The 17,546-nt window shown below is 41.2% G+C and carries 13 protein-coding genes; 3 read left to right on the forward strand and 10 right to left on the reverse strand.

Going from position 1 to position 17,546, the window contains the following annotated elements:
• Positions 1-15 precede the first annotated feature (15 nt).
• The 6 genes from A5888_RS02700 to A5888_RS02725 all read right to left on the reverse strand — a co-directional run bounded on the left by A5888_RS02700 (position 16) and on the right by A5888_RS02725 (position 6,670).
• Positions 16-879 carry a carbohydrate ABC transporter permease gene (locus A5888_RS02700; protein ID WP_086347711.1) on the reverse strand — a complete coding sequence of 288 codons (864 nt, stop codon included), beginning with the start codon at positions 877-879 and terminating at the stop codon, positions 16-18.
• 16 nt (positions 880-895) lie between these two features.
• Entirely contained in the window at positions 896-1,795 is a 900-nt protein-coding gene (locus tag A5888_RS02705) for a carbohydrate ABC transporter permease (protein WP_086348333.1), read from the reverse strand.
• 143 nt (positions 1,796-1,938) lie between these two features.
• Positions 1,939-3,222 (reverse strand): ABC transporter substrate-binding protein, encoded by a 1,284-nt coding sequence (locus A5888_RS02710; protein WP_086347712.1) that lies wholly within the window; start codon positions 3,220-3,222, stop codon positions 1,939-1,941.
• Positions 3,223-3,294: 72 nt separating this feature from the next.
• On the reverse strand, positions 3,295-4,437 hold the full coding sequence (locus tag A5888_RS02715) for a glycoside hydrolase family 88 protein (RefSeq protein ID WP_422389743.1): 1,143 nt from the start codon (positions 4,435-4,437) through the stop codon (positions 3,295-3,297).
• 18 nt (positions 4,438-4,455) lie between these two features.
• The gene (locus A5888_RS02720; RefSeq protein WP_086347714.1) at positions 4,456-6,270 is read right to left on the reverse strand and encodes a DUF2264 domain-containing protein; all 1,815 of its coding nucleotides are present in this window, start codon (positions 6,268-6,270) and stop codon (positions 4,456-4,458) included.
• Entirely contained in the window at positions 6,260-6,670 is a 411-nt protein-coding gene (locus A5888_RS02725; RefSeq protein ID WP_086347715.1) for a hypothetical protein, read from the reverse strand. The genes A5888_RS02720 and A5888_RS02725 overlap by 11 nt, the downstream gene beginning before the upstream one ends.
• A gap of 167 nt (positions 6,671-6,837) precedes the next feature.
• Here A5888_RS02725 and A5888_RS02730 point away from each other — a divergent pair, with 167 nt between their 5' ends.
• A complete protein-coding gene (locus tag A5888_RS02730) occupies positions 6,838-7,887 on the forward strand; it encodes a LacI family DNA-binding transcriptional regulator (protein ID WP_086347716.1) in 1,050 nt (349 codons plus the stop codon).
• A 63-nt stretch (positions 7,888-7,950) separates the two neighbouring features.
• On the opposite strand, the gene A5888_RS02735 is transcribed toward A5888_RS02730, so the two are convergent.
• From A5888_RS02735 to ppdK, 4 genes are all read right to left on the reverse strand, one after another.
• On the reverse strand, positions 7,951-9,714 hold the full coding sequence (locus tag A5888_RS02735) for a glycoside hydrolase family 35 protein (RefSeq protein WP_086347717.1): 1,764 nt from the start codon (positions 9,712-9,714) through the stop codon (positions 7,951-7,953).
• A gap of 131 nt (positions 9,715-9,845) precedes the next feature.
• The gene (locus A5888_RS02740; protein ID WP_086347718.1) at positions 9,846-11,531 is read right to left on the reverse strand and encodes a heparinase II/III domain-containing protein; all 1,686 of its coding nucleotides are present in this window, start codon (positions 11,529-11,531) and stop codon (positions 9,846-9,848) included.
• Between the two features lie 218 nt (positions 11,532-11,749).
• A complete protein-coding gene (gene lysA, locus A5888_RS02745; RefSeq protein WP_086348334.1) occupies positions 11,750-13,051 on the reverse strand; it encodes a diaminopimelate decarboxylase in 1,302 nt (433 codons plus the stop codon).
• 245 nt (positions 13,052-13,296) lie between these two features.
• Entirely contained in the window at positions 13,297-15,903 is a 2,607-nt protein-coding gene (ppdK, locus tag A5888_RS02750) for a pyruvate, phosphate dikinase (RefSeq protein WP_086347719.1), read from the reverse strand.
• Between the two features lie 164 nt (positions 15,904-16,067).
• Between ppdK and A5888_RS02755 the strand changes: the two genes are divergently transcribed.
• Entirely contained in the window at positions 16,068-16,703 is a 636-nt protein-coding gene (locus tag A5888_RS02755; protein WP_086347720.1) for a helix-turn-helix transcriptional regulator, read from the forward strand.
• A 15-nt stretch (positions 16,704-16,718) separates the two neighbouring features.
• Entirely contained in the window at positions 16,719-17,528 is an 810-nt protein-coding gene (locus A5888_RS02760) for a pyruvate, water dikinase regulatory protein (RefSeq protein ID WP_339101898.1), read from the forward strand.
• Positions 17,529-17,546: the final 18 nt, after the last annotated feature.

Raw genomic sequence — 17,546 nt, forward strand, 5'->3', positions numbered from 1 at the left:
CTCTCCTTCTTTCTTTTAGCCCTTCATACCTGAGGTTGCGATTCCTTCGACAAAATATTTTTGCATAGTTAGAAATACGAATGCAACTGGAAGAATCGAAACAACAGAGGCTGCCATGATCAACGCATATTCTGCATCAAACAACCCGACAAACATTTTCAAACCCAATTGAATCGTCTTATTTTCTGTAGAAGACAAGTAGATGAACGGTCCCATGTAATCATTCCATGTATTCACAAAGGTAATGATCGTTAAGCTTGCCAATGCAGGCTTTGTTAAAGGCAAAATAATTTTTCGATAAATCCCCCACTCCGTCAAGCCATCAATACGTGCGCTTTCACATAGTTCGTCAGGAATACTGCTGTAATATTGCTTCAACAGAAACACGCCGAATGCACTGAATGCTTGAAGCAAGACCAAAGACCAGATTGTGTCGGTCAGGCCAATCTGACGCATCATGATAAACTGCGGGATCATATAGGATTGCCAAGGAACAGCAATCGTTGCGATATACGCTAAAAACAAGGTGTCTCGACCGCGAAAGTGCATTTTTGAAAAGCCGTATGCTGCAAAGCTAGATGTCAGCAATTGGATCAGGGTGATAATAATACTTAAAAAGGCCGTATTTTTGAAAAATGTCACAAGTGGGATACGTTCCCAAATCACTGAATAATTCTCAGGGTGCCATTCTTTTGGAACCCATTGGATTGGGATAGTAAATACTTCATTGTTCGTTTTAAACGAAGCTGACAGCATCCAGATAAATGGAACCAGTGTGATCAAAGCTAGCACAGTCAGCAAGCCGACTAATAAAATCCGTCCGATCCCAAGCTGTCCTTTCGCTTTTTTTTCTTCAGTTTTTCGTACAGTTGCTTCCATAGTTCATACCTCCTTCTTACCGTTCTCTTACTTGATTCCACTTGAATTGGACGATCGTAATAGATAAAACAATGACAAACAATACCATAGCAATAGCTGAAGCATAGCCAAAATTGAATTTCACAAAGGCTTCATTGTAGATATTGTAGACCAACACGTTCGTTGCTCTCCCCGGTCCTCCGGCAGTCATTACCTGTACCAAATCAAAGATTTTGAAGCAATTGATAACTAGCATGATTGTTACAAAGAAAGTAGTTGAACGTAAAGACGGCAGTGTTACATTCATAAATTGTTTCCATTTATTCGCGCCATCCATTGAAGCTGCTTCGTAAAGTTCTTTCGGAATACTTTGAAGCCCAGCTAGATATAAAATCATATAATACCCCATTCCTCGCCAAACACTGACGATCACGATTGCTGTCAGCGCCCAATCTGAGCTAGAAGTCCAGCCGGGAGGATTCTCGATAAAGTAACGTAAAAATTGATTGATCGGTCCCATGGTTGGGTGGAAAAGCATATTCCAGACAACAGCTATTGCTACAAGAGACGTAACATAAGGGAAGAAAAAGGCCGTTCTGAAGATTTTCATACCACGAATCTTTTGGTTCAACAGAATGGCTAAGCCCAAGGAAGCAACGAGTGTCAGCGGAACTACGCCAATAGTATATAGAAATGTATTTTTCAATGAAATCCAAAACGTCTCATCACCAAGCATTTTCGTAAAATTTTTCAACCCGACAAATTCAGGAGTTGAAAAGGAATCCCAACTCATAAAAGCCAAAATTAGAGAAAACGCAACAGGGATCAGTGTAAATAGGAAGAAGCCAATAAAGTTGGGTGCAATAAATGACCAGGCAATCAACGTATTTTTACGTTTCAGTCGTCCAGCCGCTTTTGTTTTAGGTGTGATTTCCATAGAAATATCCATCAGACAGTTCAACTATTTCTATTGTCTGACAGCGGTCCCCCTTTCTTTTTAAAAAGCAGCGGTTCGCTTCTTCGACTTCTGATAGTGGCGAAAACTCCCCTCATCTGTCCATTCGTCGAACCGCTTTTCTTTTACTCAGTTTCTGTTTTTACTCGTTTTTCCATATTTTTGATTCCTTCTTTTGGTGTTTCATCATTGACTAAAATCAAATCATGTTCTTCTTGAAGGATTTTATCGATAGCTGGTCCATTTTTATCCACCGGGAATTCAATTGCAACATTCTCCGGAGTGAAGGCTGTTTTGGACACGTCATCTGATGGCATTCCTTCACGAGAGAAGTATAAATCGTCGATAGCTTCTGTTTTGTATGATGGAACAACCCCAACCTCTGCTAAAACCTTTGCTCCTTCTTCTCCAGAACAGAAATCCAGAAACTTCTGAGCTGCATCCTGATGTTTCGAGTTTTTATTCACTGCAAAGGCCGTTGGAGAACCAAAGGTATCAATGGCTTTCCCAGCTTCTTTTTGAGGGATTTGAGCAATGCCCCACTCTACATCTGTTTTGCCCTCGTCCTTATTTGTCAGCAAGCCACCCATGTACCAAGTGCCCATATACATCATTGCTGTTTTTGAATTTTCAAATTGCGATTGATAGGTTACCTTTGTTGATTTGGCTGTACCAAAATCCATTTGCGCTTTTGCGTCCTGCATACGTAACGCACGATCATAGTAATCAGTCATATATCCATAGCTTGGATCAAGCAAATCACCATCATTTTGTGCGGCAGCTATTGCTTGAATCGTTGAACGCCATGTATGCTGATAAGCTCCGTAGACCTGCTCATCTGGCTTAGATAGTTTTTTGGCAATTTCTTCATATTCGTCCCAAGTCAGGTTATCGGGATAGTCAATTCCTGCATCATCAAACATTTTTTTATTGTAGTATAATACCCAAAAGTCTGTACGGTATGGCTGCGCATAGGTCTTGCCATCTACTTCATACATCTCATAGCTTGCCGCTGCCGGATCTATGTCGATATCTTTGATATGATCAGTCAGATCAAGTAACTGGTCGCGTAAGGCATAATTAGAATAAGACAATAAATTCTTCATGGTCAAAATATCCGTTGTATCTCCGGAAGATAACATTGTCGTAAGCTTTGTATCATAGTCGTCTGAAGCAATATCTACAGGCGTTACTGTGATACCGGGATTGGCTTCTTCAAACGCCCGGAACAGTTTTTCAAATTCAGGTGTCGTATCATAATTCCACGTAGTAACCTTTAGTTCGACATCGCCATCAGCAGCAGTAGACTCCTTGCTTTTCTCTGCGTCCGAACCGCCTCCACAGGCTGTTAATCCAGCAACTAACCCTAATAACGCAACAGCAGTAAGACTTTTTTTCCATAATTTCATGTTAAGACCTCCAGTATTTTTTTATCTTTAAGTTGGTTAAATCATTGAGAGCAATGTTTTCCCGACCAGTTTCTACCAATAGCTGTACCAGCTGATCGCCAATCTAGTCAGAGCTTCTACATAATAATAGTCGCCCCAAATCATACACTCATCTACACCCTTGTCTGAGTTTTTATCGTATACACCATGAAGCAGCAAGCCGTTGGAATCGGGTGTATTTTGAGTTGTATAATGATCCGACAATGACTTCATGATAGTAAGCGCTGTCTCTTGATAGTACGCCTGTTTTTCATCAGAAAGAGGCAACTGTTTGGCTAATTCCAACAATCCACAAACAGCGATTGATGCAGCTGAGCTATCACGTTCTTCACCACTGCCATCATTGAATACAAGATCCCAGTAACAAACCTTATCCTCCGGCAGCTCATCGATAAAGTAATCTGCCAAATGCTTCGCAGTTACAAGAAATGATGCATCTCCGGTGTAAAGATAGCTTAATGTAAACCCATAGATACCCCACGCTTGACCTCGAGCCCAGCACGAGCTATCAGAATAGCCTTGTGCCGTTTTTCCATCCAAGGCCTCTCCCGTTTCTGTGTCAAAGAAATACGTATGGTAGGTTGTATAGTTTGGTCGCACAATGTACTTCTGCGTTTGCAAAGCATGAGCATATGCTGCATTCTTATAGCTTTCATCGCCAGTCACTTCAGATGCAAAATACAACAGAGGTAAATTCATTAAACAATCAATGATCATTCTACCCCGCTCATTCGGATCGTCTAAATTCCCCCACGCTTGAATAATTTTTGCTTTTGGAGAATACCGCTTCATCAAAAGGTCGGCGGCTTTAACTGCCATTTTTTTTGACGCTTCATTGCCATTCACACGATAATCTGCAATTGCGGACAAGATATAAAGAAACCCAATATCATGTGTTTCCAGTTCTATTTCTTGCTCCAATCGTTGGTTAAAGACAATCATTTGGCTATTGATCGTTGTGTCAAAATCAGCTGAACCCGTTAATTCCTTTGACAAAAATAGCATGCCGATCCAAAAGCTCGCTGTCCAATCCGTATTTTCTTCTGGTTCATAGCGTTGATTCTTGCTCGCTGCCGGAGGTACTAGCACCTCAAACTCTTGTTGATTGTCTCGAATTTTTCTCAAGACATAATCGATTTCCTTCGGCAGCCAGAAAAGGCTGTCTTTGACTGACACTGTTTCCATATTTTCCTCCTAGTGATCTAACACAACAGCTTTCTTTTTCTCCGCCTGTGTAATGATGATCTGTTTTTCTTCTACAACAATACTTGGTTCCTCCAATACTTCATCAACCAATCTACCACTGATAATTGAAATCAATACCTGTTGTCCTTCTTTTACATATCCTTTTAGATGAGGAAGCATGGTCACCGGATAAAACAAATTGGTATTGGGTTCTGTTCGCACGATATCCGCCTGCTCAAACCCCAAAATACCTATAACGCTCGAAAGTCCATTAGGCGTTTCGTACGAAGCACGTTGGCCATCAATCGCTGGCACGACCGTCTCATCAAGCGGTAGACTGAATCCGCCTTCATAAACGTTCAATGAACGCCCGCTATTGATCTCATGGATGCGAACATGACAGTTTTCCAATGGAATAATCGTACTTTTTATTGCTACATCTGCCCATGGCTGCCACTGATGAATCACCCGATCCTCTAATATTTCATAGGCAATGTCCTGATCTTTACTTCGAAAATAGCAATCATTTTCTGCCAATGCCAGACAGCTGTCAAAAGCTCCTTCATAATAGAGATAATTGCTCTTTGGTACACTAAATCCAAAACGTGAAGAGTAAACAAATTTGCTGTATTTGGCACTCGCATGATTTTGAAAATGAAGAAACTGCCCTGCAGGAAACACCTGTAAATGCGCTCTATTTTCATTGTATTGATAGAAATTCCGACTTTCCGGTAAGCTCAATGGATTCGTCTGGATGTGAAGGGGTAAGGCTTCTGCTTCCCAGTAGGGATGATCTTTAGGAACAGCCAGCAGTATGAATGTTTTAAACGACCAGTAGGGAGAGCCCGGTGCGTTATAGCCCTCTGCAAAGGTCAAGTTTTGGTAATGATACCCCACCGAAAGCAAGCCATCCGTTGTAAAAATTTCATGATTCATCCATGCTCTCATGTGTCGACTGATCAAGCCTTTTATTTCTCCCCATGGCAATGCCTCTACCTCTGCAAAAACCAATGCACTGAAAAAGGACACTTGCGCAAAGCGGTATGTCAGGCTACGACCAAAAGGAATCGCTTCACCTGTGCTATCAAACCAATACTTGAAGCTTTGGGCAAATTCTATTGCTCGCTCCTTCATTTTCTTCACTCGTTTTGGGTCTTCTTCTGCCATAAATTTACAATAAAGCAGACTATAGTAATGGATAGCAAATGAAATATAGTAATCGACCTGTGTCTCAACTCCGTCAAAGTACCACCCTTTTCCGACGTAAAAAGTATCTATGATTGCCAAGTCCTGATCGATTATTTCTTGAGAATACGGCATATGACATTTTTTCATGGCAACATTGACTAAAATACGAAAGAAATGCCAGTTATTTTTAGGAATGGTATGTTCATTAGCCTGAATCAGCCAACGATGTAGATTCGTTTGTTCCTTTTTATCCAGCCTGTCCCAGGTTTTCTCCTTATTTAAAAGTAGAAAGGTACTAAGTGAAGCCATCTCAACTATTAGCTGATCGAAATTGGTCACGTCTCCCCAATAAGCAGCATGTTCAGGATTTGTCCCTACTTTGATCCCTTCTAAATAAGTCTCAAGCATTGGTGATTCTTGTTCCGTAAGATATGGTCCCAATCCCCATAAAGGTCTAAGAAATGCTTCGACTTCCCGCCTTGATTCTGTATATACCGTCCCATGGCTCCCCAATTTCAAGTGCCCGCTGTCACTCTTTTTAAAAAAGGGAATGACTGGTTCCAATAAATCCTGAAATCCCTGACTCACCTCTTCCTTTGTTTCAAATGAATTTGTCTTGATTCGCTCATTCAACATTTCTGTTCCCATCCTTTTCAATCAAAATGCCTTTAAGAAACCCATAATACTCCCCATAAACAGTGACATCCTCACCTACCTCAAATGAATTTTCCTGCTCATTAAACACTTGATACTGGCTGTCTCCATTACTCAAAATAAAGCGGTCCCCTTTTTTCAACTGTTGCTCGCCACTGTCACTTTTAAGGATTGTTCCGCTAATCTGGACGAATGTATTCAAAGGAACTTCTCCCTCTTGAAATTCTTGCTCAGAGTATTGCGCGGCTTTCTCTTTCAATTTTTCTACTGCTTCATTACTAAAGGACGCTTGCTTTTTTGTTTCCTGCTTATTGGAAGAGCAACCGGAAACTAGAGTGAACAAGACAAACGGTAAAAGTATATATCTCCATTTTCTTCTCATAAATCCCCCTCTCTTCATGTAAAACGCTTTCTTTAGGAAAATTTTACTATTTTTTAGAAAAACAATCAAGCTTTTTTAGTAAAAACTTTTTTTAAGACTTGATTTTTTTTACTAAAAAGAAATATACTAGGGTATAGAGAAAAATTATTTTAAGAGGAGGTATGACTATGGCTACAATTACAGATATTGCACAGGCAGCTAATGTTTCTATTTCTACCGTTTCTCGTGTATTAAACTATGACACCACTCTTTCTGTTACGGAAGAAACAAAACGGAAAATTTTTGAAACGGCAGAAAATTTGAACTATACAAAATACAAAGCAAAAAATAAAAAACGCAACAGTCAATATGCTGAAGCTGAGCTGGCGGAAAAGAAGAATGAACGTTCCATCGGCATCATCCAATGGCGTACTGATGATGAGGAACTGGAAGACATCTATTACATGTCTATTCGCTTTGGTGTAGAAAAACGAGCAGCGGAGCTTGGCTACGACATCATTAAGCTTTCTCAAATCGACGAGCAATCCATTAAAGCCGTTGACGGTTTGCTTGCTATAGGAAAATTTACGCAAGAAACGTTGCAACAATTACAACAGCTGCACCCTAACTTGTGCGTGATTGGAAGTAATTTTCCATTGGAGGATTATGATTCTGTCAACACAGATTTTGGACAAGCAACAGAGCTGGCTCTCACGCATTTATTTGAGCTTGGACATGAAAAAATTGCATTCATCGGGGCAGAAGAAAGTCAAAACCTACATGGCTATCGTCGCTATAAAACACCAACAACAAATATGTATTTAGACATGATGACTAGCCAACACTTTTTTAAAGAAGAGTACTTTATTTTGAAGGAAAACAGTCGTTTAGATGTAAAAACAGGTGAAAATATGACCGAACAAGCACTGAAGGAGTGGAAAAAGGATTTGCCAACAGCAATCTTGGCAGCCAATGATGCATTTGCCATAGGGGTGATTCATACCTTGACCGCTCATAAAATCAAAGTTCCTGAGGAAGTCAGTGTGATGGGTATCAATGATTTGTCGATCTCTCGTTATGTTTCCCCGCCTCTTTCTACCGTCCATGCGTTTACTGAGGAAATGGGTGAAACCGGTGTGATGACTCTGCACGAACGCTTGGAGAACCCCGGCGTTTCTCGCAGGATCTTTCTAAGTACAGAGTTGATTATTCGAGAATCTACCGCTCCACCTAGATAATAGCTAAACGTCTCCTACTCAAAGCAAGGCTGGTCGCTTTGAGTAGGAGACGTTTATTTTTCATCAAATCTGTTCTGAGTTTCCTAAATCCGGACAATCAGTCAAGGTAATCGCTTCGTTCCACTTTCCCTCTGATTCGAAAACGATGATCTCATTCTCCCCTTTTCTCAAGAAAGGTGCGGGAATATACAGCCGCTTCTGTGGTCCACGCTCCCAAAAACGGCCAATATTATTGCCATTGACCATTACAAACCCTTTTCCCCACCCCGTCATATCGACAAAGGTGTCTCCAAGCTCCGTAGCTGAGAAGTGAAACTGATGAAATGCCGGCTGGTTCTCTTGCCATTCCCTTGAAAAATCAAGTGTAGTCAAGTCCTCCATAGGTAAACTATAAATATCCCATTGCGTTTGGAAAGCACCATTAATAATGACCCCATCCGTAATGCCCTTCTCTTGATGCATCATTTTTACAGAATAATTCACACGTCCCATGTTCTCAACCAATATCCCCAGCTCAGTTTCTTCTGCTGTCAATTCAAACATAATCTTCTTTCCAAGCTCTAAATCGTATTGCGTTGCCAGCGGCTGATCATTCAAGAAAATCTGAGCTCGATCCATACAGCCGATCAAACGAAAGTCCTCTATTTGGCGCGCACGACCCATTCGACTTCGATAAAAGATATAGCCAAAAGCCTGATCCAACTTTTCCATTGCTACAGGATAATTTGTGGCAACTTTAGCTGACAGCAAATCAAGATTAGCAAATAACGCCGTGCGTTCAGCTACCTCAATAACGCCATAATTCTTTTTCGTGATTTTTGTTGAATACTCGATTTTAGGGATTTCAGTATACTTCCCGATCACCTGTTGGAATTTCCAAAATTTCTCTGTAATATCTCCCCATTCTGTCAACAATGCATCATAGTCATAGCTTGTAACATCTGGTGCTAGCTGTTCATAGTAATTCGCACCATTCGTAAAACCAAAGTTTGTTCCTCCGTGAAACATATAAATATTGACAGAACCTTGAGCAAGAATTGCATCCAATTCTTTGGTTGCTTCATCGCTATCTGTCACATGGTGTGCAGCATCTCCCCACGCATCAAACCAGCCAATCCAAAATTCCATAACCATCAGTGGTCGTTTTCTTTCGTGGAACGCACGCAGATGTTGCAAATGCTCCGTAACCTTAGAGCCGCAATTGATTGTCGGTAAGGCATACTCAGGAATCGATCCATTTTCCAACATGTCTCCCCACGGACCATCGGAAGTAACTAATGGTACCGTAATTCCCAGTTGACGCATCATTTTTGCTGATTTCTTTAGGTATTCCTTATCGTTGGCATAACCGCCATACTCGTTTTCAACTTGAACTAAGATAATCGGTCCTCCGTTGGTGATCTGAAGATCAACAATTTCCGGTAACAGCCGATGATAATAGCGTTCAATTTTTTTCATGAATGCAGAATTATCAAAACGGACCTTGACTTCCGGATCATTCATCAGCCAATAAGGCAGACCACCAAACTCCCATTCAGCGCAAATATAAGGCGCTGGTCTTAAAATGACTTTTAATTCAAGAGCGGCCGCCAGCTCGATGAATCGACGAAGATTTAATCTCCCATCAAAACAAAATTGACTTTCCTGCGGCTCATGTAGATTCCAAGGAACATACGTCTCAACTGTATTACAGCCTAATGCTTTCAATTTTTCCAAGCGATCCTGCCAATACTCCGGTACAACACGAAAATAATGGATGGCACCTGAAATTACCTTATAGGGTTGATCATCATAATAAAATTCATCCCGACTTTCAAATGTATGCATGTCTTTGCTCCTCTTCTTTTGATCCTCTTCTATTTCTTTTACTAGCCATTGAACTTTTACCACAAGATTTGACTACAATCGTCTAAATAGGTTGCTCTATATCTAAAAAAATAATAGGTCCCCCACCTTCGTTATTCATTCAAGCTTAGGGTTATGCTGATTTCTCCTTCTCGTTCTAAGGTGTAACCTGCCTGAATTTGATAGACAAGCTGTTCCTTGCCATCATGATCGTTGTATTCTTTTTTCAGCACTTGGATATCCGTAGTTCCCAGTTCGAGCAGACATTGCTGCTCTTCACTTTCCAAAATGACCTGTGTTCCCCTCACAAGCGGTGTCTCAGCAGTAACAAAGTTTTCAATCACACGATTTTTTTCTGTTTCAAAGCTAAAGCGGTCACTTAGTCTCACCGTTTTTTGATACCTGTCGATTTCAAAAGAACGTTCAAAATTTGTCAATTCTTCATTTTCACTATATGTGTCCTGTAAGGTCATTTCCAGAACCATTCTTTCTTGGTGTTGATTCAGACGTACGTGTTTAGCACCAACTGCTCCTGGTTGCTGTTCCTTGCCATTAATGATTGGAAGATGGTGACTTGCAGCAGCGGTTGGAAAATAACTGTAACGCTTTTCTTCTGAAAAATAATCCCGTGTATATTCACCTGCGCCAAGATCTGTCAGAAACAACGTTTTCTGATCACCAAAAATGAAATGCCCTACATCTATATGGTTATGGCTTTCCTCATTCGTTCCGCCTTTTGCCGCAAAGAAAAAGCGAGATTCCTCTTCTCTGACAACCAGCCATTGTGCATCCGGAAAGTAATGAGTAACAGATCTTTCTTGTTCAGCAGATGTGATTTCTTTCGTCCATTGCAAATTTCGCAAGAGCGGAGCAAATCGATAGCAGTGATCGAACTCAAGACCGTTCGCTTCTTGAACTCTGGGTGTTGCTACATCAAAACACTCACTGCAGAAGCTCAACAAGCCACTCGGCAGCTCTGGTTTAGCATAATCAGAAAACGAGACATAGTCTTGCTCATTGATGCTCATAAAAGCTGGGAACGTAGCAATGGCTTTCACTTTAGGAAGCTTTAAATAATACTCATCGTTTAGAAGCACTGCCAGCCGCTCGGCGTAATAAATGAAATAGCCAAAACCATAGCCCCAATAATCAACGCCTTCAACACAAACGCCATCTTCACCAAACCCTCTTAAATAGCTTTCCATCGATACATTCAATCGCTTAACAATCTTTTGTAGACGTACACTTTCAAGGGGCATCATAGATAGCGCTGTCATTCCGATGCAACCGGCAATCACTGCACTCCAATTATTCTCTTTCTCTTCCCATGCCCACTTCTGAGCCTCAAAAGGATGAACGATTCTTTTTTCTATTTCTGTTTGTACACGTTGAATAACAAACGGGGACAATTGCGAGCCAACCAGCGAGATAATTTCAGACAAGGTCTGCCCTGTTTCTGCAGCAAAAAGATCAATACAAGTCGTTGCAGTCTCATCAAAAGCACCATTTTCAATCGACAAATGGGCGGGTAATGCCCACGTGTACTCATTACATATTTCCCAAATGATTTGCTCTAAAAGCTGTAGCGTTTCTGCAGAACACTCTTCACAATAAACCGCTAAAGCCATGACTGCAAGCTGACGTCTCCGACTAAAATAAGCCTGTTCAAAGGTCAGTCGATCCCCAGATTTTAAATAGTCCTCGTAACCTGAAACAGGAAGCGAAACCACCTGTTGTTCCAACAAATACTCTTGTGCCGCTTGTTTAATCTCTTGCTTCAATTTTTGTGTACCGATCATAAATCACACACATCCTTTTCTTTTACTTACCTATCCATTCATCTTTTTCTCTAGCTTAACTATTTTACTAAAATTTTACTAATAGAATACCAGAAAGAAATCGTTTTTCCAACTATAAATTTCAATCTCATAGAAATTTATTCACAAAAAAACAACGTACATTACCTCCCTCACTGAGTGAGGTAATGTACGTTGTTTCACTTATTTTCGATAAAAGATCAGTCACAGTCTAATGATATCAAATCGTCATACGTTTCTCTTCGAATGACCAGCTTATCTTGCCCGGCTTCAACAAAAACAACTGCCGATCTTGGATTCCGATTATAATTACTTGCCATAGAGTAGCCATATGCACCCGTACTTGTCATAGCAAACAAATCACCTGAGACTAGTTCGGGCAATTCAATATCCTTTATCAGAATATCGCCAGACTCACAGTATTTCCCAACAACTGCAACCCGATCCTTGTTCTCTTCACTGATTCGATTTGCGAGTAAGCCTGTGTATTCCGCACTGTATAAAGCAGGACGAATATTGTCGCCCATCCCACCATCTACAGCAACATAATGACGAACCTCCGGAATGACCTTTTGTGCCCCCACAGTATAGAGCGTAGTGCCGGCTTCAGCAACAATACTGCGGCCTGGTTCAATCCATATTTCAGGCAATGGATAATCGTTCAATGAACATTGTCCCTTCACTGCCTCAACAATCGCCTGTACGAATTTCTTCGGTTCAAGCGGCGAATCATTTTCCGTATATTTTATCCCAAAGCCGCCGCCCATATTTAATATCTGTGCGACATATTCATGGGTTTCCTTCCATTCCTTCAAGATGCCAATCATCCGTTCAACGGCAACCAAAAATCCTTCAGATGAAAAAATCTGAGATCCAATATGGCAGTGAATGCCTTGCAAGTTTAATCCTTTAGACGCTGTTACGATTTCCATTGCTTTCGTTGCCTGACCACTGGCTACATCAAAACCAAATTTGGAATCAACCTGACCGGTCAGAATATAATCGTGCGTCTCAGCATTGATCCCAGGCGTTACCCGAAGCATGACCGCCTGCTCAATATCCCTCGCCGCCGTCAGCTCTTTTAAAAGCTCAAGCTCATAAAAATTATCCACAATAATGGTCCCGATCTGGCTGTCCAAGGCTAACTCAAGTTCTGATTTCAATTTGTTATTCCCGTGAAATTCAATATTAGCAGGTGACATCCCACCTTTTAGTGCAGTATATAGCTCACCGCCCGAAACGACATCACAGCCTAGGTTCTCTTCCTCTAACAGCTTATACATCGCCAAACAGCCGAATGCTTTACTAGCGTAAACGACCTTATTCTTTACTCCAAGCTCATCAAGTGTCTGCTTGAATCCTCTAGCTTGCTCCCGAATATGTGCGACATCATAAATAAACAGTGGTGTTCCATACTTTTCAGCAAGCTCTGTTGTATCACAACCACCGATCTCCAAATGGTCATTTTCATTGACTCTTGCTGTACCAAATAATAACGACATTTTTTCACCTTCTTCATTTTCGTTATCAATGATAATAACATAAAAATGAAGAACTTCCTATTTGTTTTTTCATTTAGCTGTAAGTATAGCTGCTCGTGAAAACCACCCATTGCATCTTGTAGGAGCCTCTAGAAATTACTTTATATCCAACTTCTTACTTTATCACTCGAGAAGGTTTGGTTAGTATTTATAACCGAATTTATCTTTTTTAAAACAATTATTGATTCATTTTACTACCCGGTCTTTCATTGCTTCGTTCCCTGAGCGATCGTCAGTAGAGCCGCAGGAATGCGGTACGGTGAGCACGAAACATAGTCGATTGGCAATTGTTGGAGAAAACGAATAGATTGGGGATCGCCACCGACTTCTCCGCAAATACCGATTTTCGCCTGCTTCGCTGTCTTTTGAATATTCGTCACTGCCAGCTTGATCAATTGTCCAACCCCCTCTTCATCTAAGTGTTGGAATGGATCATCCTTCAATAACTTTTTATCCACATATTCACCTAAAAATTTCCCGGAATCATCTCGTGAGAAACCAAAGGTCAGCTGAGTCAGATCATTCGTTCCAAAACTGAAAAAGTCTGCGTGCTGTGCGATGCGATCCGCGAGCAGACAAGCTCTAGGTGTTTCGATCATGGTACCGATCTTATACTCAAGCTGTGTCCCATCTAACACCTCTTGGATGACTTTATCTAAATGATTTCTAAGCAGCGCCATCTCCTCTTCTGTGCTAATCAGTGGAATCATGATTTCCGGAACGGTTTCAAACTTATTTTCTTGATTCACTACTACCGCTGTTTCAATTATGGCTCGTACTTGCATCTCATAGATTTCAGGGATCGAAACAGCTAAACGACAGCCACGATGACCAAGCATCGGATTCTGTTCTTCTAACTCATTCATTCGTTTGCGAATCTGGGCAGGTGTTCGGTCGGATGCAGCAGCCAACTCTTCGATTTCCTTTCCAGTCCTTGGAAGGAATTCATGTAGCGGTGGGTCCAACAGACGAACCGTACACGGACGCCCTTCCATTAATTGAAAGATTTTCCTAAAATCCTGTTTTTGATACTGCTTTAATTTTTCCAATGGCGCTTTTAAGCCTCGTTGGTCTCTGGCAAGAATCATCTTTCTCATCTCACTGATGCGATCTTCGCCAAAAAACATATGCTCAGTCCTTGCCAGCCCGATACCGTCAGCTCCCAGAACTAAAGCAGTCTTGATATCTTCCGGCGTTTCTGCATTAGCATACACCTTTAACTGATTGATTTCTTTCGCCCAACCGAGAATCTTTTGCAGCAGCTCCTGTTCATTTCCTTGCTTCATCGCAATCACGCCACTGTAAATGGTTCCTGTTGTTCCATCTACAGAGAGTGTATCTCCTGCTTTAAATACGTGCTCACCACAAATGATTTGCTCTAGAAACTCGTCCACTTGTAATGCCTCGCAGCCTGCAACACAGCAGACACCCATGCCTCGTGCCACTACTGCCGCATGAGAAGTCATCCCTCCTCTTGAAGTGACAATGCCTTCGCTGACTACCATCCCTTCAATATCCTCAGGAGACGTTTCTTGCCGAACCAAAATAACCTTCTCTCCTCTTAACGTCGCAGCTTTTGCACTCTCGGCAGTGAAATAGACGTTCCCACTCGCAGCCCCCGGACTGGCCGGAAGCCCTTTAGCGATTACTTGTGCCGCGTCCAGTTCCTTTGGATCAAATACTGGATGAAGTAGTTGAGTGATCATCAACGGCGTGATTCGTTGTAAGGCCTCTGCCTTCGTCAGCACGCCTTCTTCTACTAAATTGATAGCTATATTGAACGAAGCCTTGGCGGTTCTTTTACCATTTCTTGTTTGAAGAATATATAGCTTCTGGTCTTCGATGGTAAATTCAATATCCTGCATGTCCTTGTAGTGAGCTTCTAATCGTTTTCCGATCCCTTCAAACTCCTTATAAAGATCTGGCATTGTTTGCTTCAGTCCTTCAATTGGTTGAGGCGTTCGAATGCCCGCAACGACATCCTCCCCCTGTGCATTGAGTAGAAATTCACCGAAAATACCTCTTTCTCCAGTCGCTGGGTTTCTCGTAAACGCAACGCCGGTTCCGCTTTCAAAACCTGAATTACCAAAAACCATTTCTTGAATATTTACGGCCGTTCCTAAATCATCGGAGATTTGATGCAAACGGCGATAGGTCCTCGCTCGCTTGTTATTCCAAGAGCGAAATACTGCTTCTACAGCTTGAAAAAGCTGCGCTATAGGGTCTTGAGGAAATGGTCGATGAAGAACCTCTTGATACACTCCTTTATAGACGTCCACAAGATATTGCCAGTCTTCCATCGTCATGTCCGTATCTTCCAGATACCCCTTTTTCTTCTTATAAAACGTCAGCTGATCTTCAAAACGATTTTTATCGATCCCACAGACAACATCCCCAAACATCTGTAATAAACGTCGATAGCAGTCATAAGCAAAACGACCATTCGATGTTTTACTCGCCAAAGCCTCTACTGTCTCATCATTCAACCCCAAATTTAAAATCGTATCCATCATGCCTGGCATTGAAAACTTTGAGCCGCTTCGAACAGAAACCAATAGTGGGTTATTTTTATTGCCAAATCCTTTTTCGGTCTTTTGCTCTAAGTTGCTGATATGCAGCTGGATTTCTTTTTTTAATACCGTATCCAGTTCTTCCTCTTTTGCCAAATAGTCAATACACGCTTCTGTTGTTATGGTAAATCCATTTGGTACGGGTAAGCCCAAGCTGGTCATCTCCGCTAGATTTGCACCCTTACCTCCTAGTAATGCTGTCTGTTCCTTTGTCCCCTCTGAAAAATCATAAACAAAAGTCATAATCGTCCTCCTATATAGTGTAACACATTATATTTAAAACGAATTATATAGTGTAACACATATCGTGTCAACCCATTTATGATACATTTTATTTTGACTTGCATTTATATATGACCACATATATAATATATAGTATGTCACATTAAGAGAGTAGGGTATGCGTAATGAACTTAACTTCCAGACAGCTGGAAATCATTAAAATCGTGAAGGAAAATCAACCGATCAGTGGCGAATCGATTGCAAAAACACTTGGTTTAAGTAGAGCAACGCTTCGCAGTGATCTGGCTATTTTAACTATGACTGGTCTACTTGATGCACGACCGAAAGTTGGTTATTTTTACACAGGTCAAACAGTTGAGCCGTTGCTCTATGAGAAGCTCTACAGAAAAAAGGTGAAGGATATTATGATCCCACCACTTCTTATTCCGCAATCAACAACCATCTATGATGCCGTTACAAATCTATTCATGTATGATGTTGGTTCCCTTTATGTAAAGGATGATCAGGAAAAACTGATTGGGCTGCTGTCTCGAAAAGATCTGCTGCGCGCAGCAATCAGCAATCCAAATACGGAAAAAACACCTGTAGCGGTCATCATGACCAGAATGCCAAATATCACAACCGTGACGGGCGAACACACTATTTTAGAGGCCGGAAATTTATTGCTCTTGCATAGTGTTGATACACTGCCGGTTATTGATGAGAACGATCCAACCAAGGTGATTGGTAAGCTGACCAAAACCAAATTGATGGAATACTTTATCCTTGCAGGTAAAGATATAGAAAATGAAAACTATTAGGAGTGTTTAATAATCATGACGAAAAAAAATGTAAAAATTTATTTAGTGTCCGATTCTGTAGGAGAAACTGCACAAAAAATCATTTCAGCGGTTTCTGCGCAATATCCTGATATTGATATGAGAGATATCCAGCGCTTTCCTTTCATTACCGATGAAGAAGTACTCCAACCTATTTTAAAAGATGCTTTACACGACAAGGCAATCGTTGTAACAACTCTTGTAAATAAAGAGCTGGTAGCCTTAGTCAGAGCTTTCGCTGCAAGGACCGGCTTGCAGTTTGTTGACTATATGAGCCCACTCAGTGAAATCATTGAATCTACATTTGGCATCGCTCCTCTTCAAGAACCTGGTGCCTTGCACAAATTGAACGAACAATACTTCAATCGTGTGGCAGCAATTGAGTTCGCTGTTCGTTATGACGACGGAAAAGATCCAAAAGGGTTTCTTGAGGCTGATTATGTTTTGCTTGGTGTTTCAAGAACATCGAAAACACCTTTGAGCATGTATATGGCCAATAGAAATCATAAAGTAGCGAATCTTCCTTTGATCCCGGAAGTTCCTCTTCCAAAAGAACTGGACATGATCGATCCGAAAAAAATCATCGGACTAACGACTTCTATGGAAAGTTTGAGAGATATCCGTAAATCCCGCCTTCATTCATTGGGCTTGAAAGAGGATTCAGCTTATACGAACTGCGATAGAATCAAAGAAGAACTTGCTTACGCAAATCAAGTATTTGACAAGTACAACTCCGTCATGATCAATGTTGAGAAAAAATCAATCGAAGAAACTTCTTCTATTATCGAAAATTTGACCGAAGTATAACGCGCATCTCATTCGGTG

The organism is Enterococcus sp. 9E7_DIV0242, from assembly GCF_002140975.2.
Taxonomy (GTDB): Bacteria; Bacillota; Bacilli; order Lactobacillales; family Enterococcaceae; genus Enterococcus_L; species Enterococcus_L clewellii.